Origin of the sequence: Candidatus Jidaibacter acanthamoeba (genome assembly GCF_000815465.1) — a bacterium.
Taxonomy (GTDB): Bacteria; Pseudomonadota; Alphaproteobacteria; order Rickettsiales; family Midichloriaceae; genus Jidaibacter; species Jidaibacter acanthamoebae.
The window spans coordinates 135477-159208 of record NZ_JSWE01000092.1; the positions used below are offsets into that span (position 1 = coordinate 135477).

The window sequence follows — 23732 nt, forward strand, 5'->3', positions numbered from 1 at the left end:
ACTATCTAAGAATATGGTATTTAGTTAATTATGTAAATATCAAAAACTTAGTTTTTAAGGTAATAAATTATTATTATTTATTCTTTACTTAAAGGATGGTTTTCAAAGACTAGTTTTTTAGCAGCTACACTTAGTACTTTCGTATAAATTTGGGTTGAAGAAATATCGGAGTGCCCGAGTAGTTCCTGTACCACTCTTAAGTTAGCTCCGTTTTCCAATAAATGACTGGCAAATGAATGTCTGATTTTATGCGGGGAAAGTTTTTTCGGATCAACTCCTGAATTAACGGCAAGTTCTTTTAAAAGTTGCCCGAATCTTTGCCGGGTAATATGGCTTACTTTGCCGCTCTTTTCTAGAGAAGGGAAAAGCCAATCAGTACTAACACTTTTTTTAAAAATACTAAGCCTTATTTTGAGATATTTATTTAATGCTTCTATAGCTTGATCGTTTAAAATAACCAGTCTTTCTTTACCACCTTTACCTTTAATAATCATGAACTGCTCAATTCCAGCTGAGCTTTTTTGCAAAGATTGCATTTTTAAGCTAACCAGTTCAGTAATTCTAAGTCCTGTAGAATATAAAATTTCAAGCATGGCATTTAACCTTAAGCCTTCTGCTGAAGTATTGAGACAAGAAGTATTGATTAGTATCGTCATATCCTCTTGGCTCAAAGCTTTAGGCAAACTTTGATCTTTTTTTGGCATTTCCAGATCAAGAGTAATATTTTGCGTAATAAGCTTTTCTTCTACCAGAAATTGAAAAAACTGTCTTAGTGCTGAAATTTTACGCCTGACGGTTTTACTTGCCAAATATTTTTCGCTTAAAGAAATAATATATCTATTTAGTATTTTAGGATCAGAGTTAAGGAGTGAACAGCCGGTCGTTTCTAAAAATTTTATAAAATAAATTAAATCCGTTTTATAAGAAAGAAGGGTGTTTTTAGAAGCATTTCTTTCTGCCGAAAGCATCTCAAGAAAATTTTCTATATAAGTGAAAGGTTGTAGGTTATTACTCATTTCGGTTGATTATTAATTTCTATTTCTTTTATTTGTGGATTTGGGTCAATATTTTTAGTAGAAATGAAAACCAAAATGATTAACAATACAAAAAGTAGGGCTTTTAATATTGTTCTTAGAAAAATTTTTAGCATAGGAGTATTGAATAAAACATGTTATGTCATTTTTTGTATTATGCAATTTTCAACATGTAAGTTCAATAAAAACATATGGATTTATTAATAGTAGAATCGCCGGCTAAAGCCAAGACTTTAGGTAAATATTTAGGCAAAGATTTCAGTGTACTCTCTTCTTACGGTCATGTACGCTCGCTTCCTTCAGAATCCGGCTCAGTTGACCCGGATAAAGAATTCGCCATGCACTATGAAGTGATGAGCAAATCAGCAAAGCATGTCGAGGCAATAGTGAAAAAGGTAAAAGACGTAGATACCATCTACTTAGCTACTGACCCTGATCGAGAAGGTGAAGCGATTTCTTGGCATATACTTGAGATTCTTAAAAAGAAAAAAGCTTTGAAGCCTACAAGCAAGGTTAAAAGGGTAGTATTTCATGAGATTACCAAGAAAGCTGTTTTAGATGCGGTTTCTAATCCTCGCGATATTGATATGAGCTTGGTTGATGCTCAACAAGCAAGGCTAGCGTTGGATTATTTGGTAGGGTTCACTCTTTCTCCCGTACTATGGAGAAAATTACCCGGTAGTCGTTCAGCCGGAAGAGTTCAATCAGTAGCGCTTAGGTTAATAGTTGAAAGGGAAGAAGAGGTCGAACGTTTTAAAACTCAAGAGTATTGGTCGATTGAAGCTGAGTTTGCTGCTAAAAAAAACGAAACTTTTCTAGCAACCCTTGTAGAATATAAAGGTGAGAAGTTAGAAAAGCTAACTATCGGAGATAAGGAAACAGCATATAATATAATTGATGTATTAAATAAAAAGCATTATAGCATCAGCGAAATTGAGAAGAAAAAATCAACCAGAAACCCGAGCCCGCCGTTTACTACATCAACATTAATTCAGGAAGCTGCAAGAAAGTTCGGATTTTCGGCAAAAAAAACTTCTATGGTTGCGCAAAAATTATATGAAGGAATAGAGATTGCCGGTGAGGCTAAAGGGCTTATTACCTATATGAGAACTGATTCGGTAAATTTATCTGATGAAGCAGTTACAGATATTAGGGGAGAAATTGAAAAAAGTTTCGGTAAAAATTATATCCCGAGTGCGGCACGTTTTTATAAAACGAAAAGTAAAAATGCACAAGAAGCTCATGAAGCGATCAGACCGACAAATATTGCATTAAAGCCTAGTGAGATAAGGCAATATTTGGAAACGGATTTTTATAAACTTTACGAACTGATTTGGAAAAGAACGATAGCATGCCAAATGCGTAGTGCGGAGTTGGATATTACAAGTGTTATTATTAAAGATGATGATAAGATCGGTACATTTCGCGCATCTGGCTCAATAATCACTTTTGACGGGTTCCTTAAAGTTTATCGGGAAGATAAAGATGACGAAGATGAGGAGAAAACAAATTTATTACCGAATTTAAAACAAGGTGAGGATTTAAATTTAGAAAATCTTAACGGAGAGCAGCATTTTACCCAACCGCCACCCAGATATACTGAAGCAAGCTTAGTTAAAAAGCTGGAAGAGCTGGGTATCGGCAGACCTTCAACTTACCCGAGCATTCTTTCGATCTTACAGGAGAGAAATTATGTAGTGCTTGAAAAGAAAAGGTTCGTGCCTGAAGTTAGAGGGAGGATTGTAAGTGCATTTTTAGTATTAAATTTTGCTAAATATGTAGAGTATGGTTTTACAGCAAATCTGGAAAATGCACTTGATGACGTGGCAAACGGAGAGAAACTTTGGAAAGCGGTACTTAAAGAGTTTTGGAGTGAATTTAAGCCTAAGACCGAAGAAGTATTAAAATATAAAAATCAAGATGTGTTAGCGAACTTAGAAAACCATTTAAGAGGTTTCTTATTTCCTGATTCTCCCGGCGAAGTAAAATGCCCGAAATGCAGCAACGGGACTTTGCACCTAAGACTAGGTTCCTTCGGTTCATTTATTGGATGCAGTAATTATCCGCAATGTGATTATATACAGAACTTGGGCGCCTCCGGTAATCAGCAGGAAGGAGATGAAGGTAAAGATGAAAAGATTAAGGCTGAGGCACCACAAGTTATAGGGGTTGACGAGAAGAGCGGTAAAGAAATTTTTCTTAAAAAAGGTCCTTACGGACATTATCTTCAAATTGGTGAAGATAGCCTTAAAAAAAGAGTTTCATTACCGAAAATGTTCTCACCCGAAAATGTAGATTTAAAAATAGCAGAATTTCTTTTCAGTTTGCCGAAAATTCTAGGTAAACATCCAGAAACGGGAGAGGAAATAAAATTAGGCATTGGTAAGTTCGGTCCTTATGTTCAGAGGGGAAAGAATTTTACTTCCGTAAAAGAGAAAAATTTAATGGAAATCGATCTGCCCCAAGCTTTGGATATAATATCAGCAAGCGCTAATAAACCTAAAAAAACCTTTAAGAAGAAATGATATGGCTATAATACTTCCTTATAAGGATAAATATCCTAAAATTGCTCCTACCGCTTTCATTGCGGAAAATGCAGTTATTATCGGAGACGTGGAAATAGGAGTAGAAGCTAGTATATGGTTTAATTGCGTTTTAAGGGGCGATGTAAGCTATATTAGGGTGGGAGAGGGAAGTAACATACAAGACGGAACAATTGTGCATGTTAACCGCCATGAAGGGCCTACGATTATCGGGAGAGGAGTGACTGTCGGTCATAGCGCATTATTGCATGCATGCCGGCTTGAAGATTATAGTTTTATCGGTATGGGAGCAAAAGTTATTGATTATGTAACGGTAAAAACTAATGCTATGGTTGGAGCGGGAAGCTTAGTTCCTCCAAAGAAGGTGGTCAATACCGGAGAGCTTTGGACAGGGGTGCCGGCAAAGCTCCACCGCTTGCTTACGCAGGATGAAATTAATTTTATTAAAACTTCTGAACAAAATTATAAAAATTTAGCATTTGAGTATTTAAATGCTTGATAAAAACAGGGTTAATATATATTCATAAATCTCTCTTAAGGGAGGTATTATCCCGCTTACAGAGGAAAAAATATTTTAGGATTAATTAAAAAATCGCTTGCCATAAAATTCTTACTACAATAAGGTCATACATGTGACTTTAATTAACCATAAAACGAGGGTAAAACTGTGAATAAGTCGGAATTCATTGCTGCGATTGCAGATGAATTAAAATCTACAAAAGCTGATGCATCAAGAGCTATTGATGCTGTGTTGGAAGTTATAAAGCAGACGCTTAAAAAAGGTGAGGATCTGAGATTAGTTGGATTCGGAACTTTTAAAATATCTGATGTTCCTGCTAAGGAAGTAAGAAATCCGCAAAATGGGCAAAAAATTAAAGTTCCTGCTTCTAAGCGCCCTAAATTTGTTGCCGGTAAGGATCTTAAAAAAGCTGTAAATTCATAAGATTTTTTAATTCTATTGCTTATTGATGAGCTCTCAGTTTAATTGCTGCGGGCTTATTTTTTAATTAATATCTACTCAACGCTGAAGACTTTTCATATAAAATAGATAGTGCGTTCACTGCTTTTTTAAAGCTCTCCGATAAAGATTGAAGAGAAGCAGTCACATTTTGTTCTTCGATATTAAAAATGGAGGAGCTTTGCTTCCAACATAGAATACTAATCATGTTAGAATCATGGGAGCTGAAAGCTATCAAAAGTTCCTTAGTTCTTTTTAAAAGATGAGTATTAATATCATTTATAAAATCATTGTCTGGTTCTTGCACATTGTCGGGTTTTGGCACATGTTTTATCTTATGAGAGATTTCAGATATACTGTCTACAAAGTGTTGAATATAAGCATAATTTTGAGATTGCTCTTTTTTAAATTGAGATAAATAAGTGTTCGGAGAGTCGCACTTTATATTATCTTGAGCAATATTCCTTTCAGCTAAAGATTTTAATAATTCATACTGAAAATCGACCAGTATATTTTGTTCATTCAAAAATTGGTTTATAGCATCGCATATTTTTTCTCCAAGAAAATTCCAGGCTTTCTAAAGAAGGTTTGCTTGAGGTTTCAGTATTCCAATATTTATTATAAGTTTTATTTATAGCATCGCAAATCGCATTACTGAGCTTAAAAGCGGAGCTTCGGTCTTTTATAAAGTTAAGACTATTTTTCATAAAAAAATTATAATTTAACTATATAGTATTTATTTATAAATTATGTTTAATATTATAGTTTATTTAATGTCAAACTAAAAGTTTTAAGGTTTAAATAAATGAATTAAAAAGAGCTAAAACCTCTATAAAAGTATATTATATTAATTACCTTGTTTAACGCTGGTCTGTTACTAATTATTATATAACCTACTTATTATTTACTAATAATTGTAAGGTTAAGTTAGTTAAATTAATTTGTAATCATTTGGAAATATATTAATTTTTAATACATCAACAAAATTTTTCAATATTACCCTTGCTATATAAAAATTAAACAGTATAATTTTCAAAATTTTTATATGGTTGAGAGTATGTATAAGTACTATGCAGTATTAGGAATGTGCTTCATGATAATCAACAATATAGCACTTGCTTCGTTGGATATTTGTGCAAAAATACTTACCCAATCAATAACCCCTGCTCAAATAGTTTTTGCTTATAAATTAATACTTTTTATTGTTACTTTGCCTTGGGTCTTATTTAAAGGGCTCCAGCTACTAAAAACTTCTGAAATAAAAATTCACTTTCTACGCAGCTTTTTTAGTGTGCTTGGGGGAATTTGTTTTTATAAAGGTTTAGAAAATATAAAAATTGCCGATGCTGCTGCGCTTGAAAATTTGCAGTATATTATTCTTGCGATTATTGGAATGGCTTTTTTTAATGAGGGATGGTCTAAAACAAAAATAATTTCAATAATGTTAGGGTTTATCGGGGCAATAATTATTGTAAACCCTCAGCTATTTACTTCTTCAGAATATAAATTAAATATTAGCAGTTATTATGTTTATACTATTTTAGCCATAATTTTTTGGTCAATGAATAGTGTAACTGTAAAACTTTTAGGAAGAACCGAAAAAAATCGTACTCAGTTGTTTTATTTACTTCTGTTTGCGCTCATGTGGTCATTGCCCGGTGCTATCTTAAAATTTGATGATGTTTATCTATATGGTGTTAAGTTACCAATTATCCCTAACGGGCTTATTGACTTTTCCGCGTTTAACCTCAAATGGGTTCATTTAAAGTATATTGTTATTATGGCTCTATTTTACTTCGTACATAGTTTAGCTTATTTTAATGCTTTAAAGAGAGATATCTCGGTAGTCGCACCATTTCGATACAGTAAATTGATCTTTAGCGGAATTGCAGGCTATATGGTGTTTGGTGAAGTACCTAATAATATGCAGTACTTAGGTTATCTGTTAATTATGCTTTCAGGATTTATGTTGATTAGAAGGGAAGTGAAGAATATGAAAAGGGCTAGAAGCTAGCTTAATTGCAAAATATATTCTTGCAGCAATCTTCTGGCTAGTGGCAGAGGTTTGGCAAAAGGCTTTAATAAATGTTTTTCAAGAAAATAAAGTGAAATTTTATAAGCTTCTTTTAGATCATTTATCGCATAATCCTTGGTTTTCCCGGGAAGCAAAAATTTTGGAAGTTTAAAAAGTTTATTTTCATAAGGTTTACCGATTTCTAAGCTTACGGCTGAAGCGGATCTTGGAGAAATATAAGTTAAGTTTTCCGTACTGTTAGTTACTACGCATTTACTTAAATCCAGGCCAAACCCTGAATTACCCAGTAGCTCGAAAACTTCGAATTTGATATAATCAGCTAATATTTCAAGATTATCATCTTGATAATCTTCTATAATATTAAGTAAATCCTCAAGTGAGGAAAACAAAGTATCGTGAGGCTCTTTTTCAGCTACTAAAATATTAATTAGGTTTACTGCTGAATCTAAAATTAAAACTGGTAACTTTTTACCTGAAATAAGTGAAGCAGTATTTTTAACATTTTCAAAATTTAAAAAACCCAAATGTTCTTCAAGGCGTGCCTGCCACTTAGCTTGAATTAAGTTACCTACAATCGGTTCTTGAATATGTTTAGCTTTTCTTGTTTTATGTAGCCCTGCAATTAAACCGGAATGCTCAAGTAAACACTTTATTATAAAACTACTTTCCTGGAATTTTCTTACTGAAATAATAATCCCTTTTTCTTCAATTAACATCTGTAGTTTGTCCTTTAATAAATTCTACTCTTTCTTCTTAAGGATCTGCTGTTACTCTCCAATATACTCTATCAAATAAATCACTCACCACCATTCTGTTGAGAGTACCAAGGCTTAACGTCTGGGATCTAGTAGCCTTGGCAACATATCCTCATGTAAACCTGCTGCTCTTCTAACCCCATTCCTAACCTGAACTGCTCTATGAACTTATATCTTAAATTTTGATATTTCTGAATTTAAATTGATCAAAACATCTAACTATAATTAATAGTAATTTTTATTTTTTAAGATTTTTATCTTTTAAATCATTCCGATTATTGTCTTCAATATCAAATAAAATACGTTCGGCAGCCCCTTTCATATCGTCATATTGTTTAGATCTGATCGCCCATATAAGTGCAACTAAACCGATTAAGCTAAATAGAACGGTAAACGGTACTAAGTAAATCAATACATCCATCTATAAATTTTCCTTGGAAACTTTGTCAAGCACGGTATTAATAAATCCTACTTCTCCTTCATGATTGAAAAGCTTGGCAATATCAAGGTATTCATTAATAATTATTAATTTATCCAAGTCTTTTGTATTGATAAGCTCATAAATGCCAAGTCTGATAACATTTTTTACTAATTTAGGTAACCGCTCAACTTTCCAGTCATGAGCCAAGTAAAGAGAGGCGTTATGATCCAGTTCTTTTAAGCTAGCGATAGCCCCTTTAATCATGTTTATTAAATACTTTTTATCAATCGGGTCTTTCTTGGTCGAATTTAAAAGATCAAAATTATTAATCGATGCAACATCGATTATCAATTGGTTAATATCTATTGAGTCCAGATGATGAAGCCAAGTTTCATAAGCATATATACATTGAATTGCTAAAATTCTTGAGTTTCTTTTTGCTCTAATCTTGGAAGAATAAAATTTAGTTTTTGTATCCACTGCCTGAGTCATTATGAAAAGATTGATAGAGGTTTTTTATTTTAATTAGCTCCAAACAGCATAAGGCAGCTTGTTTGCCTATAACGCTTGCTTGTTCTAAAGCTTGAGCTTCATTTTCCGCCATGAATATTCCAAATCCGATTGGTAATGAAAAATGGATAGATATATCGTTAACGCCGCGAGCACATTCTTGATAAATTGTATTTAAAGTAATGTTTTCTTGGCCGATAAGGCTACCGACAACAATAGCTCCATCGTAATCAAACGCATCTAAGGCTATGCTTACTGCTGCAGGAATTTCAAATATACCTGTGACTTGAACTCTTTCATATTCAATTCCGTTTTGTTCTAATACAAATCTGACCGCGCTGGATAAGGCGTCAGCGGTATTAGGGTGTAATGTCGCCTCCACAATTAGCACTTTGTTCATTTCTTATCCTTTAGAGTTAGGGTTTTAAGATTGGTACGGAGGGTGGGACTTGAACCCACACGTCGAAAGACACTAGATCCTAAGTCTAGCGCGTCTACCAATTCCGCCACATCCGCACATTTTGCTCAAAGAGAAATATTGCAAAATATTAGTTCTCGTATATAAACTAAAAGAGTTTACATTTCAAGATATAAAAAAAACAAGTCTTAAGGTTTTAGGATATGGCATATGTAGTTACGGAAAATTGTATAAAGTGTAAATTTACGGATTGTGCCGAAGTATGCCCGGTTGATTGTTTCTATGAAGGGGAGAATATGCTTGTTATTAATCCTGATGAATGCATTGATTGCGGGGTATGTGAGCCTGAGTGCCCGGCGGAAGCGATAAAACCCGAATCTGAAGATTTAATGCAATGGATGGAAATTAATAAGAAATTTTCCGTGCAATGGCCGAACATTACCGAAAAGCATCCTCACGCACCAGATGCCGAGCAATTTAACGGTAAAGAAGGAAAGTATGAGGAATACTTTTCCGAAAAACCGGGTAGATAGAAGTAATAAATAGTACTTATCTTAAACAGTTTTGCGTAATATAGCAAAGAAAGATAAAAATCCGGTTGCGTATATTCTAATTAAGCTTGCAAATTAAGTTTGGAGTTTTATAACTTGCATAATAAAATATTCATTGAAATGTTAAATATATGTCAGCTAAAAATGATAATGATTATAAGGTTAGTATTTATAACGAAGCCTTAAAATTCCATGCTGAGGGCAAAAAAGGAAAATTAGGAATAGACCCTTTAAAGCCTCTTACTAATCAAAGGGATTTATCATTAGCATATTCACCCGGTGTAGCTGCGCCTTGCCTTGAAATTCATAATGATCCTGCTAAAGCTTTCGAATATACTTCGAAAGGTAATTTTGTTGCAGTTATTTCTAACGGAACCGCCGTTTTAGGCTTAGGTAATCTCGGTGCGCTTGCATCCAAGCCTGTAATGGAAGGAAAGGCGGTATTGTTTAAGAGGTTCGCTGATATTGATGCTATTGATTTAGAAGTGTCTACGGAAAACCCCGAAGAATTCATTAATTCAATTAAATATTTAGGCGCAAGTTGGGGTGGGATTAATTTAGAAGATATTAAAGCCCCCGAATGTTTTATCATTGAAAGTAAACTTAAAGAATTAATGGATATTCCCGTATTTCATGATGATCAACATGGTACTGCAATTATTACCGCCGCAGGGCTAATTAATGCAGCCCACCTCACGGGTAGAGAATTTAAAGACTTAAAGGTAGTAGTAAACGGTGCGGGTTCGGCAGGTATTGCTTGTATCGAATTGTTAAAAAATATGGGATTACCGCATGAAAATGCTATCTTATGTGATACGGGCGGAGTAATCTATGAGGGCAGAACTAACGGGATGAACCAATGGAAAGCTGCCCATGCGGTCGATACTCCGCATAGAACTTTAGCCGAAGCTATGGTCGGAGCGGATGTATTCCTAGGTGTGTCGGTTAAAGGTGCTTTAACTAAAGAGATGGTTAGGGTAATGGCGGAAAACCCTATTATATTTGCAATGGCGAATCCTGACCCGGAAATTACCCCTGAAGAGGTAAGAGAAGTTAGGAGTGACGCTATTGTTGCAACAGGAAGATCCGACTACGATAACCAAGTGAATAATGTAATGGGCTTCCCTTATATATTTAGAGGCGCGCTTGATGTTCAGGCTACAACCATTAATGATGAGATGAAAATAGCCGCGGCGAAAGCAATTGCAATGCTCGCCAGGGAAGAGGTGCCGGCAGAGGTTTCAGCAGCTTACGGGGGTAAAAAGTTAAAGTACGGAGCAAGTTATATAATCCCGGTTCCGTTTGATTCCAGGCTTATTCATGTGGTTTCGATGGCAGTTGCCGAAGCCGCAATGCGAACAGGTGTTGCACGTAAACCGATAGAAGATTTTTATGCATATAAAAATCAATTGGCTGCAAGGCTCAACCCTTCAATTAATATGATGAATTTCTTCTTCGAGCGCTTAAGAGCGAGTCCGAAAACCATCCTATTTACCGAAGGCGATGAAGAAGCGATGATCAGGGCTGCAATAGAGTGGCGCAATTTAGGCTACGGAAAGGCTGTTTTAGTCGGTTATGAAGAGGCGATTAATCATACCTTAAGTAAGCTTGAAGCCGGAAGTTTAAGTGATATAGAAATTATCAACGCCGTTCATCATCCCGATTATGAGAAATTAGTAGATCACCTATACGGTAAGTTGCAAAGAAAAGGTTACCTATATAAAGACTGTGAGAATTTACTAAGAAGAGAGCGAAATGTTTTTGCCTCACTTTTGGTGGAGCTCGGTTATTATGACGGGATGGTGACAGGGTTGACTAAGAGTTACTTATCTTGCGTTGATGACATCACTAAAGCAGTTGAAGTTAAGCAGGGAAATTTATTGTTCGGACTTTCCATAATGATTGCAAAAAACCGAACCATTTTTATTGCAGATACTACCATTAATGAAATCCCGGATTCTGACGAGTTAGCCGAAATTGCCATCCATGCGGCGGAAGAGGCAAGATCTATGGGGCACGATCCGAGAGTTGCATTTATTTCATTCTCGAATTTCGGGAACCCTATGCGCGAAAAAGCTCAAAGAATAAGAGATGCCGTTACCTTGCTTAATAAGCGCAATGTTGATTTTGAATATGACGGAGAAATGCAGGCAAGTGTTGCATTAAATGCTGAGCTATTAAAACTTTATCCGTTTTGCAGGTTATCACAACCGGCTAATATTTTAATAATGCCGGCGCTTCACAGTGCTAATATTGCTTCAAAATTACTGCAAGAGTTGGGGGGTGGTAAGCTAATTGGGCCGGTTCTTTGCGGAATTAAGAAATCAATTCAAATTGTGCAAATGGGTTCAACTGAATCAGATGTTTTAAATATGGCGGCAATGGCAGCTTACCGCAATTCTGATTTTGCGGATAAGTAGGTAGTTAGATACTCAAGATTATCACGGCAAAGCATTTTGAGAAAAAGAATGAAATATGGCTTGAAAGTTTATATTCTTTCTGATTTTTTAAAAGATTTCGCTATAGCTCAAGGTATTATTCTCCGGTCTTTAGCTAGCTACCTTTTCTCTATTTTAGGTTATCAATTTCTCCATGTGGAAGTCCGGTAATTTTCATTACTTCTTCTAAAGGTACTCCATATTTTAACATCTTTTTAGCTATAGATACTTTTTCCTCTAACCTACCTTCAGCTATTCCTTTCTCCCTACCTTCAGCCATAGCTTCTTCCTTAACCTGTGCTTCTCTTGCCATAGCATCAAGGTTAGCTTTAGTTACCTGTTCATATGCGTTTAGTTCCTGGTCACTCCAGTGATGACTCAGTAATACATCATATGCCTTGCTGATCACATTATCACTGCTGCCGATCAGCTTTTCTATATTATCGGGGTTCTTGCTATGCTTGAAAAAATAACACCATTTTTCTTCGTAACTCTCTAAATCTTCTACCCTCTCTTTTTTAAATTTAGGTAACTCTATAAAGGTAAACGAAAAATCCTTCAGGTCATTCTCATAGCTTACTTTATCCAATATCACATGCTCAGACTTATATCCTTCTTTATCCGGAAACATTACAAAGTCTACTATCGCCAAGAATATTACTTCTTTTAAATTCCCATACTCTTCACCGCTATTCATTTGGTTGCTGTAAGCTTTTGCTGCATAATATTGCGCTCTCTTCTCAAATCCTCTGACTTTCGCAACCTGCATTTCTACTATGTACTGTACACCCGATTCATCAGTACATAGTACGTCTATTATACTTTGCTTCTTTACTGCTATCTCAGGTGCCTGTACGGAATTTAAAAAACTTACTTCTCTGATTATCTCTTTTCCGGTTTTACCTAATATATCATTTAGAAAATGAATCAGGATATCTTTATTCTTTTCACTACCGAATATCTTCTTAAATGCTATATCGTTCTTCGGATCTAAATACCTTACAAATGGCATGCCTAACCTCTCTCTCCTTTTTTACCTATTTTATCTTAAACTATGGCTAAAGTCACCAAACTATTGCTTATTTAAAGTATGAGATTGCTTTTTATAGCGGTTAGATTGAATTTCGAGTAATACAATAAGACAACAAATTGAAAGGTGTAAAATTATATACAAGTATTTAAATTTTCCGAACATGTAATGAACTTTTCAATTGAAGATAAAGCGTAATTACTTTAGGTTCCGAGTAAATTAAGCTTTATAGGATACTGGATATGAATGATGAACGCAACTTTTGTACTTTAGAAAACGGCATGATGGTGGCATTTGACCAAATGAAAGAGGTGGAAACGGTTGCGATAAGCGTATTAATGAAAACGGGTAGTAAATTTGAAAAAAAAGAGCAATCCGGAATTTCCCATTTCCTGGAGCATATGGCATTTAAAGGTACCAATACCAGAACTGCTAAGCAGATAGCCGAAGAATTTGATATGATAGGCGGATATTTCAATGCTTACACTTCAAGAGAGAAAACAGTTTACTATGCTAAGGTGCTGAAAGATGATATTGATACTGCGGTTGATATTCTCTCTGATATTCTACAAAACTCTTCTTTTTCAGACGAAGAAATTGATAAGGAGAGAAAAGTAGTCCTGCAGGAGATGGCACAAACCAAAGATACTCCTGATGATATAATATTTGATAATTTTCAGGAAGCTGCTTTCCCGGATCAACCGCTTGGAAGATCAATTCTGGGTGAAGAAGAAATAATTAAAAGTTTAAGCAGAGATCAAATAATAGAATATGTTAATTCAAGGTACGGATTTAATAATGTAATAGTCTCGGCAGCCGGTAATTTTGATGTTAATAATTATAATAATTTAATTAAATCCAAGTTTAACTTACTTCCTGGAAAATCAGAAAATTTAGAGATTAAAAGTGATTACCGAGGTGGTGAATCAAGGATAAATAAGGATTTGGAGCAAGTACATTTTGTGCTTGGATTTGAAGGAGTCTCTTACTATGATGATGATTATTATACTCAGCAAGCTCTCTCTATAATTGCCGGAGGAGGAATGTCTTCCAGATTGTTTCAAGAGGTTAGAGAAAATAGAGGGTTAGCTTATTCTATTTCCGCTTTCGGCAGTAGTTATGCAGATAACGGAATTTTCGGCATCTATTCTTCAAGTAGTGATTATAATATAAATGAATTAGTCGATGTAGTAATCACAGAGCTTCATAAAATGCTTGATAGCATTACTGAAGAAGAAGTGAAGCGTGCTAAAGCGCAAGTGAGAGCAGGGTTATTAATGTCCAGAGAAAATCCGGTGTCAAGAGCTGAAAAATTTGCTTCCAATCTTTTAATTTATGGCCGCTATGTCCCTATTTCCGAGGTAATTGATAAGGTTAATGCTATAGATCCGAGCAAGGTTCAGAAGTATTTAAGAAAAATTTTATCAAATAATAAGCAGCCTACCATTTCTTCTATTGGCAAGATAGATAAACTATATCAATATGATACTATAAAAAATAAATTAAAAGTTTAAAATGGGTAAGTTCGTTTATTTTGATCAAGTCGGTGCACCTGAAGTTTTGAGGATAGGAGAAAGGGAAGAAGGTGAGCCTTTAGATAATGAAGTTTTACTGAAGCATACTGCAATCGGGGTAAACTTTATTGATGTGCAGACTAGGCGAGGGAGCTATAATTCTACTGATCCTATTTGCGGAATAGAAGCCTGCGGAGTAATAAAAAAACTAGGTAAAAAGGTAGAGGGTTTTGAGATCGGGCAAAGAGTTGCGTACGCTACCGTAAAAAGCGGTGCATATTCAGAATTTAGATGCATTGATTCCAAATATTTAGTTGCCGTTCCCGATCATATTAGCGATGAGATAGTTGCTGCTTCTCTTGTTAAAGGATTAACTGCGCATTACCTTATTCGTAGGGTGTTTTTGGTAAGGGAAGGAGTAGCTGTTTTGATCCATAGTGCGGCAGGAGGCGTCGGGCAAATTTTATCAGCATGGTGCAGGCACTTAGGAGCATTAGTGATCGGCAGTGTAGGCTCAGAGGAAAAAAAACAGATTGCACTTAAAAGTTGCCACTATGTTGTAAATCATAAAACACCGGATTGGGAAAAAGAAGTAGTAAAATTTACTAAAAACATAGGTGTTAATGCTGTTTATGATGCGATAGGGAAAGATACTTTTTATAAATCGTTAGATTGCTTAATGATCGGTGGAATTATGGTTTATTACGGGCATGCAAGCGGGTTTGTGGAGCCGCTTGATTTAGAACTATTAAAGAAAAAATCATTATTCTTAACCTGTCCGACATTATTCGATTATAAAGCAAATAAAATGGAGCTGATTTTAAGTGCCGAAGAAGTATTTGAAATGATAACAAGTAAAGTATTAAACATCAATATAGCTGCCAGATTCCCGCTATCACAAGCGGCAGAAGCGCATAAATTACTGGAATCAGGCGCTTCTAGCGGTTCAATTATTTTAATCCCGTAATATATGTCGCTTATTAACGGTTATAAAAAATTCAGAAAAGGAGTGTTAATCTCTCTCGTGCTGGTAGAGATAGTACTTTCAGCATTTATCTATCTTGAATCAACCGCATATTTCGGCGTTTATGATATAATAGAAATATCAATTACATTTGCACTGATTTTTTATGTATTCATGCTTTCAAATGACCTTGAAGACTATGAAAATAAAGAAATTAAGGAAGGATATATAGCTAAAATTTCCCCCACTATGCTAATTTATATTAATAGGGAAGGAAGTTTGGAAATTTTAAATGGAAGTTACAGTTCTTTAGGTATGCCTACAAATATAAATGCTAAGTCATTCAAAGCATTGTTTTCACTTAAAGAATGGGAAAAGATTGAAAATATAGTAACTAAAGCAACTTCAAAGAAACAAAAAACCTCAGGGTTTATTTCATTTTTAGATAATACCGGGCAACTTAAGTATTTGTATTATGTTGCGCAAGTAGCAAAGCGTTATAAACTTGAGGGGCTATTGGTATGGCTCTTTGATGTTTCTGAAACTAAATCTCAAGAATTAAATTTAACTCAACTATTTCATAAATACAGAGTAATGAGCTATGAGTTGGATTTGTTGATTAATAGTTTACCTATCCCTACATGGAAAAGAGGAATTGACGGGAAAATTATTTTTTGTAATCAGGCATACAAGGATTTGATACAAAAAATGGGATATAGTGATTTTTCCGGAAATATACCAGAATTTGATAATTTCTTTTATGAAGAATTAACTAAAGATGACTCAGATGAAGTAAGTATAAAAAAAGTATTTATTATTGATAATCAGCCGGTAATTTTACGAATAAATGAAGTCAAGGTATCGGGCGAAGGAAGTATCGGTTATTGTAATTTTATAAACGAGATAGAGCAACTTGAGAAGAAAGTAATTGCTTTAAATAATACTTTGGAAAGTTTATTGAAAATTGATGCTAATGCACTGCTGATAATAAATAATTTGGGGAATGTAGCTTTCTATAACCAAGCTTTTATTACATTATTTAATTTAGAGCAGAATAGTATTTCCTCTAATCTTAGCTTTTCATCGCTCATAGATAAAATGAGGGAGAAAGGCAAGCTTCCTGAAGTAAAAAATTATAAAGAATTTAAATGGCAGCAGATGAAGTATATAACGGAGCAAACTGAATCCGAATTTTTCTTTATGTATCTGCCCGACGGAAAAACTTTAAAAGTATCGGTGATTCCCGTGCAAGGAGGGGATACTGTTTTCCGCTATGAGAATATCATAGAGCAGCTTGCGATGGGAAGGGTTTATAATGAACATATAAATGTACTTAAGACATTAGTTGCGTCATATGATTACGCCACAGCTATTTTAGGGCATAACGGAAAGTTGCTTATATGCAATGATAAGTTTATTAAGCTATTTGATTTTGCGGGTTCTCCGGAACAAATGCACTTTATGGATATGATGCTCGCCCAAGAAAAAGCTTTTCAATCAGTTGATTCTTATCAAAGTTATAAAAATGCTTTAACAGGCGCACTAGATCAAAGAAGTAATATTTCAATAGCTTTGCAATTTAAGGATAAGCAAAAAATAGAAGCAAAAATTGAACCCTTGCCTGATAACAGCATTATGATTAAATATAAAAACATAGCTTAAAAATTTAAAATACCTTATTCAGCTTTTTTAAAATATTCGGCTCTTTGCTGCTAAAGTGAAGAGCCGATATTAATACTATTAAACTATCTTATCGTTTATATTGTTTGGTATGGTGAGGTCTACGCATATGCTGCTTAGTTTTTATTGAAGCAAGAACCGCACATGATAAAAATGCAAACCCGGAAAAGCAAGTGACTGCGGCAATGTAAGTATTATTTTCTTCGCCGGCAAGTAGTATCGTTGCATAAATGATTATAACGGCAAGCACCAATCCGAATAATTGACCTATCTTCGCGGTATTACTCATTGCACGCAAATATTTGTTTTCCCAATCATGCCGATGTTTTTGCTCTTGTTTTATGATATCTGCAAGCTTATCAGCTAATCCAGGAGAAATCTCATCATAACTTTCAAGTAGTGCAGGGGAAGGAAGCGCTAAGCCTCTGGGTTGATCCGAATAGTTATCTCTATTATTGTATCTGTATCTTGGTTTATTATCTCTTCTATTGTCTTTCATGGCTACCTTTTACTTTTTCTAAAATACGATCTATATCTTTTGCTACCATTCCTGTATCTCTGGCAATATTCCTGCTTACATCATAATCACTTATAATTAATCTGTGTTTAAACTTTAAGAAGCAACTTGAGGTTATTCCCTCAATTAAATGCCAAAATAATTTTGCCGGACTAATATGGTATTTTTTCATTTTTACTAAAATATAAAATCTTCTCTAATTACAACAGATAATAAACCTTTTATCAATAAAATTATACGGAGAATTTACACACTTATTAAATATTCGGTAAAAATAGCTTTACAAATGACAAGATTAACTTATATAAAAAAATAATTGCATGTTCCCGTAGCTCAGCAGGATAGAGCGTTGGATTCCTAATCCAAAGGTCACAGGTTCGAATCTTGTCGGGAACACCAGTGAAATAAATCATAGTATAATTAGTATAATATATTAAGGTTGCTTAATTATGCTAGGTTATACATAACACTTATCAATGGGTTATCAATTAAATATACTGTATAGGTGATTTATTTAATCTCCCCTTATTATCAAATAATAGCAATTATATATGTTAAGTAAATATAGTACATAAAACTTGGATATGAAAATTTATAATATACGACGCTCAAAAAAATAACTTTTTTTATAACAAAAGAACACTATACTATTAATTAAATAGGTAAAAATAACTGCCGAAATAATTAGTAGACACTGATATTTAAATTTTATCAGGTTTTGAGGTGTTTAATATGCGTTATAAGTTAAGTAATAAATTATCAATGTTCAAATTTATAGGGGTGTTATCATTACTGGCACTTGCTGCTTGTAAAGATGAGGCAAAAAATATGCAGCCTCCTGCTCCGCAAGTTACAATTCAGGAAATAACCCTTGAAGATATTGAGCTTGAATATGAATACCCGGGAAGAGTAGCCGGAATAAAAGAAGTTGAGATCCAAGCTAGAGTCGAGGGTATAATATTAGAACGCAAATATACTGAAGGTAAGCTAGTAAAACAGGGGGATGTTTTATTTCAAATAGATCCTGAGCCGTTTAAAGCATCGTTAAAACAAGCTAAGGCAAAATTACAGGATAGTAGTGATCTTCTAAAACGAACAAAGCGCGATTTGGATAGATCCGAAGAATTACTTAAACGTAAATTCGTAACAGTTCAGGAGCGCGATAATGCACTTTATAGCTATCAACAGGCACAAGCTTCAGTGAAGCAAGCAGAAGCTGAAGTTAAAACTGCTCAAATAAATTTAGGCTATACTAAAGTAGTTGCACCAATTTCGGGTATCACCAGCCAGGAATCTCACTCTGAAGGCAGCTTAGTAGGAGGAAGTTCAGGTAATAATCTTTTAACCCGGATTACTCAATTTGACCCGGTATATATTAATTTTGCTTATCCGGACAGTGATGCCTTAAACCGGCAAAAATCGGGTATGCAAAAAGAGGGAAGCTTAACCGAAAACAACCTGAAAGTAGAAGTTAGACTTGGGGATAATACAGCCTATCCGCATGAAGGCGATATCAATTTTACGGATGTGATAATAGATAGTGCAACCGGAACTATAAATGCAAGAGCTATTGTCCCTAATCCTGAAATGAAATTATTACCCGGCCAGTTTGTAAGAGTTAAAGTTAAAGGCTTAAAAGACCGCAGCAAAGCTATAATTCCGGAAAAGGCGATAATTCAAACTGCACAAGGGGCAATCGTATATGGGATTGATAATGAAAATAAGGCGGTAGTAAGGCCTGTTGCGCTCGGTGCAAAAGTAAATAGAGGACAAATTGTAAATAGCGGATTAAGTGCGGGGGATAAAGTCATTATTGAAGGAATGATTAAGGTTCGTCCGGGACAGCCGGTGCAATTTGCTAAACCTGAAGATTTAAAAAAATCCCAATAAGTAGAGAGATATATGTTATCGCGTTTTTTTATAGATAAGCCTATTTTTGCTTCCGTACTCTCTATTATCATAGTTTTAGCTGGGATTATATCAATGCGTGCTTTACCAATTGCACAATATCCTGATATTATCCCGCCCGAAGTAGTAGTTTCCGCAAATTACCCGGGCGCAAGCGCAGAGGTGGTTGCAAGCACAATAGCTGCACCTCTTGAAGAACAGATTAACGGGGTTGACGGAATGCTTTATATGCGCTCATCAAGCTCAAACAGCGGGAAATTAGGCCTTACTGTAACTTTTCAAATTGGGACTGACCCGGATCAGGCAACAATTAACGTAAATAATAGGGTGCAAGCTGCGCTCGCACGTTTGCCTGCAGAAGTAAGGCAGCAGGGTGTTATGGTTAACAAGCGCTCAAGCTCAATTTTACAGGTAATAACCTTATTTTCTCCCAATAACCGCTATGACCCGATTTATTTAAGTAATTATGCGTTACTGAATATTATCGATGAACTAAAACGTACCCCCGGAGTAGGAGAAGCTTCACTTTTCGGGGCAAAAGATTATTCGATGCGTATTTGGCTGCATCCTGATAAATTAGCGCAATATAATTTAAGTCCAAGCGATGTTTCAGCAGCTATCGCTGAGCAAAATTCTCAATTTGCACCTGGGCAATTCGGGCAGGAGCCCAACGGTAGCCCACAGGCTTTTACCTATACCATTACTACCCAAGGCAGGTTTTCAGATATAAAGCAATTTGAAGATATTATCCTGCAAGCTGATTCTAAAGGTGCAACTTTAAGGTTGAAAGATGTGGCGCGGGTTGAGCTCGGTGCTTTAGATTATAGCTTTGCGGCAACTTATAACGGCAGCCCTTCAGTTGCCATCGGTATATATCTGCAACCCGGCGCTAACGCTTTAGCAACCACGGAAGCAGTAGCTAAAACTTTAGAGAAGCTAAACAAAAATTTCCCTGAAGGAGTGGCTTATGCACTTCCATTTGATACTACCAAATTTGTAAGTTCGTCAATCAAGGAGGTTATTACAACTTTCTTTGAGGCAATTTTGCTTGTAGTAATTGTGGTTTATATCTTTTTACAAAATGCAAGAGCGACTATTATTCCGATAATAGCAGTTCCGATATCGTTAATAGGAACTTTCGCCGGGATGTATCTGTTAGGGTTTTCTATAAACATGTTAACGCTTTTCGGGATGGTGCTTGCAATTGGAATTGTAGTTGATGATGCAATCGTTGTGCTTGAGAATGTAGAACGAATTATGAGAACCGAAGACTTAAATTCACATGATGCTTCGGTAAAAGCTATGGAAGAAGTGAGCGGCCCGGTTATCGCAATTGTTCTCGTGTTATGTGCGGTATTTGTTCCGGTAGGATTTATGGGAGGCTTAACGGGTGAAATGTATAAACAGTTTGCAATAACAATTGCCGTTTCGGTAACTATTTCAGGGTTTGTAGCATTAACTTTAACTCCTGCACTTTGTGTACTCATGTTAAAAAATGATCATCAGGAACCGTTTAAAATATTTGAGAAGTTTAATAAATGGTTTGATAATGTGACTAATAAATATAGCGCTGGTGTAAGGTATATTATACTACGTACCGGAAGGGGACTTGCAATATTCGGGGTACTGATTTTGTTCTCGGCTATAATGTTTGCGCGTACTCCGACCGCTCTCGTCCCTGAAGAAGATCAGGGTTATATACTCGCTATGCCTTTTTTACTTCCGGGTGCCTCGCTTGCTCGTACAACTGCGGTTACCGATGAAGTTACTAAGCGAATGATGAGCCACCCTGCGGTTAAAAGTATTGTAACTTTTGCCGGTTTTGATCTTCTTTCCGCTTCCTCTAAAAGCAGCGCAGGAGCTTCATTTGTTGCGCTTAAAGATTGGGATGAAAGAAAGGATCCTGCACATGATTCCAGAGCTCTAACTCGAACTTTTATGGGGATGGGAGCAGATATAAAAGAAGCTATATTTATGGCTTTCAACCCTCCGCCTATCACCGGAATCAGTATGACGGGAGGGTTTGAATTTTATTTACAAAATAAGAGCGGAGCTGATATACAAACTATAGCGGCAACGGCGAATAAATTAGTAGCAGAAGCAAGCAAGCGCCCTGAACTTAGTGGCATGCAAACTACAATTTCAGTTAACATACCTCAGTATTCAATTATTGTAGATAGAGTGAAAGCGAAAGCTCTAGGAGTATCAATAAGCGCATTGTTTTCTACCATGACTAGTACTTTCGGTAATTCATATATTAATGATTTTAATTTATATGGTAAGCCGTACAAGGTAATTCTGCAATCGGATGCCGAATTTAGAAGTAGTCCGGAAAACTTAAAACATGTTTTTGTTAAATCAAGTAGCGGTAAAATGATTCCGCTTGATGTGCTGGTTCAAGTGAAACGTATGGTAGGGACGGATTTGGTCGAGCGCTTTAACGCTTTCCCTGCGGCTAAAATTATGGGTGCGCCTGCTCCAGGGTTTAGTTCGGGACAAGCGCTGGCTGCTATAGAAGCGGTGGTTCAGGAAGCTTTGCCTTCCGATTATACCATAGGGTGGACGGGTTCAGCTTATCAGGAAAAGGCAGCGAGCGGCTCTAGCTCATCAGCTTTCGGCTTTGGAATTGTCATGGTATTTTTAATACTTGCTGCGCTTTATGAGCGGTGGTCATTACCTTTTGCGGTAATTCTGGCGGTGCCTTTTGCTATCTTCGGCGCATTGCTTGCGATCTTTTTAAGAAATATGAATATAGACTTATATTTCCAGGTCGGTTTATTGACCTTAATCGGGCTTGCGGCAAAAAATGCCATACTGATTATCGAATTTGCCGTTATGCTGCATAAGGAGGGCAAATCAGTTACCGAAGCGGCAATTGAAGCAGCTCACCTTCGTTTCCGCCCGATTATTATGACTTCACTTGCATTTATTTTAGGGTGTATGCCTCTTGCCTTAAGCTCAGGTGCAGGCTCTGCAAGTCGACATTCCATAGGAACCGGGATTATAGGAGGAATGCTTGCCGCAACCTTTATTGCAGTCTTCTTTATTCCTCTGTTTTTTAAACTTGCGTTAAAGCTCGGTGATTACTGCTCTAGTTTATTCCACGGTAGAAAATAGATAAGGGATCGTTAAATAAATCATAAATATATTTGTAATTTAATTTACTGTTTGTGCTATTTAATCTTATTGCCGGGTAAATTTATAAATACTTAAAGCTTATTTTTATTAGCCGTTAACTAAATATTAACCATTTTGATTTAATGTTTTTATGATAAGTGGTCTTAGTCAATTAGCGGATAATATGGCATTAAATCTTAGAGAATTTATTAAATCCGAAGCTTTCTCAGGGGTGTTATTGATTTGTAGCTTATTCCTCGCGGTAGTTATAAGCAATACTGCATTATATGAATATTACCTAAAGTTTATTAAGTTACCCGTGTGCTTAAGAATCGGCGGCTTCGGAACTACGACCACCTTCCTTAATCTCATTAACGATGGGCTTATGACCCTATTTTTCCTCCTGATAGGATTGGAAATGAAATATCACTTGGTAGTCGGTGAATATAAGGAAAGGAAGAAATTGATACTGCCGACCTTTGCGGCAATAGGCGGGTTAGTGATTCCGGCACTGATATATATGTACTTTAATCATAACCAGATTACCGAAAAAGGATGGGCAATACCGGTGGCAACCGATACTGCATTCGTATTAGGTATTTTATCCTTTTTTGCCAGAAAAATATCTTTAGAGCTCAGGCTTTTTATTATCGGGTTTTCATTAATTGATGATGCGCTTGCAATTATTATTTTAGCTTTGTTTTATACCTCCGCTATTAATACAGCTGCGCTCTTGATTGCAGCTCTTGTGACAATAGCACTATTCGCATTAAATTATTTTAAAGTAAAAGAAGTAAAATACTATGCAATACTCGGTGTATTGCTATGGATCTTTATAGTTGAAGCAGGAGTCCATGGGACTCTGGCAGGGGTTATACTTGCTGTTTTTATTCCTGTTGCAATTGAGGAGAGTAATGCTTCACCGCTTAAAGAGCTGGAAGCTAATTTACACCCTTTTGTTAATTACTGTATTTTACCGATATTTGCCTTTATAAATTCTGAAATACCGTTGAAATACTTAACTACTGATGTTCTTTTTTCAAATTTAGGTTTAGGTATAATTTTAGGTTTATTTTTCGGTAAGCAGGTGGGTATATTTGTATTTTCTTATCTAGTTGTAAAATTAAAATGGTGTATGCTGCCGAATAACACCAGTTGGTCAAAATATTATGCGGTATGCGTTTTAGGCGGGATAGGCTTCACTTTAAGCTTATTTATCGGGGGGCTCACTTTTGAGAAGCAGGAGTTCATAAATATTATGCGCTCATCAGTAATTATAGCTTCTATGGTTTCTGCTTTATTTGGGATTTTGATTTTGAAGTTTATAAAATAAGCGGTT

21 protein-coding genes and 2 tRNA genes are annotated in these 23732 nt (G+C 35.6%); 13 read left to right on the forward strand and 10 right to left on the reverse strand.

What is annotated here, in order from left to right; genetic code table 11:
• Window positions 1–77: 77 nt before the first annotated feature.
• Window positions 78–1016: a site-specific tyrosine recombinase XerD gene (locus NF27_RS03620; RefSeq protein ID WP_039455827.1), complete on the reverse strand. Its 939-nt coding sequence runs from the start codon at window positions 1014–1016 to the stop codon at window positions 78–80.
• A 209-nt stretch (window positions 1017–1225) separates the two neighbouring features.
• On the opposite strand from NF27_RS03620, the gene topA reads away from it, so the two are divergent.
• The 3 genes from topA (at window position 1226) to NF27_RS03635 (ending at window position 4520) form a co-directional block, all read left to right on the forward strand.
• Window positions 1226–3559 (forward strand): type I DNA topoisomerase, encoded by a 2334-nt coding sequence (gene topA, locus NF27_RS03625; protein WP_039455829.1) that lies wholly within the window; start codon window positions 1226–1228, stop codon window positions 3557–3559.
• A 1-nt stretch (window position 3560) separates the two neighbouring features.
• Entirely contained in the window at window positions 3561–4076 is a 516-nt protein-coding gene (locus tag NF27_RS03630; protein WP_039455831.1) for a gamma carbonic anhydrase family protein, read from the forward strand.
• Between the two features lie 168 nt (window positions 4077–4244).
• Window positions 4245–4520 (forward strand): HU family DNA-binding protein, encoded by a 276-nt coding sequence (locus tag NF27_RS03635; protein ID WP_038538792.1) that lies wholly within the window; start codon window positions 4245–4247, stop codon window positions 4518–4520.
• Window positions 4521–4584: 64 nt separating this feature from the next.
• On the opposite strand, the gene NF27_RS03640 is transcribed toward NF27_RS03635, so the two are convergent.
• Entirely contained in the window at window positions 4585–5061 is a 477-nt protein-coding gene (locus NF27_RS03640; protein ID WP_039455833.1) for a hypothetical protein, read from the reverse strand.
• Window positions 5062–5592: 531 nt separating this feature from the next.
• Here NF27_RS03640 and NF27_RS03650 point away from each other — a divergent pair.
• On the forward strand, window positions 5593–6549 hold the full coding sequence (locus NF27_RS03650) for a DMT family transporter (RefSeq protein WP_161791792.1): 957 nt from the start codon (window positions 5593–5595) through the stop codon (window positions 6547–6549).
• On the opposite strand, the gene recO is transcribed toward NF27_RS03650, so the two are convergent.
• The 5 genes from recO to NF27_RS03675 form a co-directional block, all read right to left on the reverse strand.
• Window positions 6546–7286, reverse strand: coding sequence for a DNA repair protein RecO (recO, locus tag NF27_RS03655; protein WP_039455839.1), 741 nt, complete (start codon window positions 7284–7286; stop codon window positions 6546–6548). The two genes, NF27_RS03650 and recO, sit on opposite strands and share 4 nt — an antisense overlap.
• A gap of 277 nt (window positions 7287–7563) precedes the next feature.
• The gene (gene ccoS / locus NF27_RS03660) at window positions 7564–7746 is read right to left on the reverse strand and encodes a cbb3-type cytochrome oxidase assembly protein CcoS (protein ID WP_039455840.1); all 183 of its coding nucleotides are present in this window, start codon (window positions 7744–7746) and stop codon (window positions 7564–7566) included.
• Complete coding sequence (gene nusB, locus NF27_RS03665) at window positions 7747–8226, reverse strand: transcription antitermination factor NusB (RefSeq protein WP_204367860.1); 480 nt, start codon at window positions 8224–8226, stop codon at window positions 7747–7749.
• Window positions 8210–8656 (reverse strand): 6,7-dimethyl-8-ribityllumazine synthase, encoded by a 447-nt coding sequence (locus NF27_RS03670; RefSeq protein WP_039455844.1) that lies wholly within the window; start codon window positions 8654–8656, stop codon window positions 8210–8212. Before NF27_RS03670 ends, nusB begins: the two co-directional genes overlap by 17 nt.
• Before the next feature lie 31 nt (window positions 8657–8687).
• Window positions 8688–8772, reverse strand: a tRNA-Leu gene (locus tag NF27_RS03675).
• Between the two features lie 105 nt (window positions 8773–8877).
• Here NF27_RS03675 and fdxA point away from each other — a divergent pair.
• Complete coding sequence (gene fdxA, locus NF27_RS03680) at window positions 8878–9207, forward strand: ferredoxin FdxA (protein WP_039455847.1); 330 nt, start codon at window positions 8878–8880, stop codon at window positions 9205–9207.
• A gap of 149 nt (window positions 9208–9356) precedes the next feature.
• Window positions 9357–11645, forward strand: coding sequence for an NADP-dependent malic enzyme (locus tag NF27_RS03685; protein ID WP_039455849.1), 2289 nt, complete (start codon window positions 9357–9359; stop codon window positions 11643–11645).
• A 148-nt stretch (window positions 11646–11793) separates the two neighbouring features.
• On the opposite strand, the gene NF27_RS03690 is transcribed toward NF27_RS03685, so the two are convergent.
• On the reverse strand, window positions 11794–12675 hold the full coding sequence (locus tag NF27_RS03690; protein ID WP_039455851.1) for an Rpn family recombination-promoting nuclease/putative transposase: 882 nt from the start codon (window positions 12673–12675) through the stop codon (window positions 11794–11796).
• A 260-nt stretch (window positions 12676–12935) separates the two neighbouring features.
• Here NF27_RS03690 and NF27_RS03695 point away from each other — a divergent pair, with 260 nt between their 5' ends.
• From NF27_RS03695 to NF27_RS03705, 3 genes are read left to right on the forward strand one after another with little or no spacing between them, the layout of a single operon-like run.
• Window positions 12936–14207 carry a M16 family metallopeptidase gene (locus NF27_RS03695; RefSeq protein WP_039455854.1) on the forward strand — a complete coding sequence of 424 codons (1272 nt, stop codon included), beginning with the start codon at window positions 12936–12938 and terminating at the stop codon, window positions 14205–14207.
• 1 nt (window position 14208) lies between these two features.
• Window positions 14209–15174, forward strand: coding sequence for a quinone oxidoreductase family protein (locus NF27_RS03700; RefSeq protein WP_039455856.1), 966 nt, complete (start codon window positions 14209–14211; stop codon window positions 15172–15174).
• 3 nt (window positions 15175–15177) lie between these two features.
• The gene (locus NF27_RS03705) at window positions 15178–16833 is read left to right on the forward strand and encodes a PAS domain-containing protein (RefSeq protein ID WP_039455858.1); all 1656 of its coding nucleotides are present in this window, start codon (window positions 15178–15180) and stop codon (window positions 16831–16833) included.
• Between the two features lie 88 nt (window positions 16834–16921).
• On the opposite strand, the gene NF27_RS03710 is transcribed toward NF27_RS03705, so the two are convergent.
• Together NF27_RS03710 and NF27_RS03715 are read right to left on the reverse strand one after the other, a co-directional pair.
• On the reverse strand, window positions 16922–17350 hold the full coding sequence (locus tag NF27_RS03710; protein ID WP_039455860.1) for a DUF2335 domain-containing protein: 429 nt from the start codon (window positions 17348–17350) through the stop codon (window positions 16922–16924).
• Entirely contained in the window at window positions 17337–17540 is a 204-nt protein-coding gene (locus NF27_RS03715) for a hypothetical protein (RefSeq protein ID WP_039455861.1), read from the reverse strand. The genes NF27_RS03710 and NF27_RS03715 overlap by 14 nt, the downstream gene beginning before the upstream one ends.
• 150 nt (window positions 17541–17690) lie before the next feature.
• On the opposite strand from NF27_RS03715, the gene NF27_RS03720 reads away from it, so the two are divergent.
• The 4 genes from NF27_RS03720 to nhaA all read left to right on the forward strand — a co-directional run bounded on the left by NF27_RS03720 (window position 17691) and on the right by nhaA (window position 23726).
• Window positions 17691–17767: transfer RNA gene (locus NF27_RS03720), tRNA-Arg, on the forward strand.
• Window positions 17768–18100: 333 nt separating this feature from the next.
• On the forward strand, window positions 18101–19258 hold the full coding sequence (locus tag NF27_RS03725; RefSeq protein WP_053332553.1) for an efflux RND transporter periplasmic adaptor subunit: 1158 nt from the start codon (window positions 18101–18103) through the stop codon (window positions 19256–19258).
• A gap of 12 nt (window positions 19259–19270) precedes the next feature.
• On the forward strand, window positions 19271–22393 hold the full coding sequence (locus NF27_RS03730) for an efflux RND transporter permease subunit (RefSeq protein WP_039455863.1): 3123 nt from the start codon (window positions 19271–19273) through the stop codon (window positions 22391–22393).
• Window positions 22394–22577: 184 nt separating this feature from the next.
• Window positions 22578–23726 (forward strand): Na+/H+ antiporter NhaA, encoded by a 1149-nt coding sequence (nhaA, locus tag NF27_RS03735; protein ID WP_039455864.1) that lies wholly within the window; start codon window positions 22578–22580, stop codon window positions 23724–23726.
• Window positions 23727–23732: the final 6 nt, after the last annotated feature.

What these genes read in the sequence shown, in the direction of transcription:
- NF27_RS03620 (WP_039455827.1), bottom strand. Translation starts at nt 1,016, where the DNA reads ATGAGTAATAACCTACAACCTTTCACTTATATAGAAAATTTTCTTGAG.
- topA (WP_039455829.1), top strand. Translation starts at nt 1,226, where the DNA reads ATGGATTTATTAATAGTAGAATCGCCGGCTAAAGCCAAGACTTTAGGT.
- NF27_RS03630 (WP_039455831.1), top strand. Translation starts at nt 3,561, where the DNA reads ATGGCTATAATACTTCCTTATAAGGATAAATATCCTAAAATTGCTCCT.
- NF27_RS03650 (WP_161791792.1), top strand. Translation starts at nt 5,593, where the DNA reads ATGTATAAGTACTATGCAGTATTAGGAATGTGCTTCATGATAATCAAC.
- recO (WP_039455839.1), bottom strand. Translation starts at nt 7,286, where the DNA reads ATGTTAATTGAAGAAAAAGGGATTATTATTTCAGTAAGAAAATTCCAG.
- ccoS (WP_039455840.1), bottom strand. Translation starts at nt 7,746, where the DNA reads ATGGATGTATTGATTTACTTAGTACCGTTTACCGTTCTATTTAGCTTA.
- NF27_RS03670 (WP_039455844.1), bottom strand. Translation starts at nt 8,656, where the DNA reads ATGAACAAAGTGCTAATTGTGGAGGCGACATTACACCCTAATACCGCT.
- fdxA (WP_039455847.1), top strand. Translation starts at nt 8,878, where the DNA reads ATGGCATATGTAGTTACGGAAAATTGTATAAAGTGTAAATTTACGGAT.
- NF27_RS03685 (WP_039455849.1), top strand. Translation starts at nt 9,357, where the DNA reads ATGTCAGCTAAAAATGATAATGATTATAAGGTTAGTATTTATAACGAA.
- NF27_RS03690 (WP_039455851.1), bottom strand. Translation starts at nt 12,675, where the DNA reads ATGCCATTTGTAAGGTATTTAGATCCGAAGAACGATATAGCATTTAAG.
- NF27_RS03695 (WP_039455854.1), top strand. Translation starts at nt 12,936, where the DNA reads ATGAATGATGAACGCAACTTTTGTACTTTAGAAAACGGCATGATGGTG.
- NF27_RS03700 (WP_039455856.1), top strand. Translation starts at nt 14,209, where the DNA reads ATGGGTAAGTTCGTTTATTTTGATCAAGTCGGTGCACCTGAAGTTTTG.
- NF27_RS03705 (WP_039455858.1), top strand. Translation starts at nt 15,178, where the DNA reads ATGTCGCTTATTAACGGTTATAAAAAATTCAGAAAAGGAGTGTTAATC.
- NF27_RS03710 (WP_039455860.1), bottom strand. Translation starts at nt 17,350, where the DNA reads ATGAAAGACAATAGAAGAGATAATAAACCAAGATACAGATACAATAAT.
- NF27_RS03715 (WP_039455861.1), bottom strand. Translation starts at nt 17,540, where the DNA reads ATGAAAAAATACCATATTAGTCCGGCAAAATTATTTTGGCATTTAATT.
- NF27_RS03725 (WP_053332553.1), top strand. Translation starts at nt 18,101, where the DNA reads ATGCGTTATAAGTTAAGTAATAAATTATCAATGTTCAAATTTATAGGG.
- NF27_RS03730 (WP_039455863.1), top strand. Translation starts at nt 19,271, where the DNA reads ATGTTATCGCGTTTTTTTATAGATAAGCCTATTTTTGCTTCCGTACTC.
- nhaA (WP_039455864.1), top strand. Translation starts at nt 22,578, where the DNA reads ATGGCATTAAATCTTAGAGAATTTATTAAATCCGAAGCTTTCTCAGGG.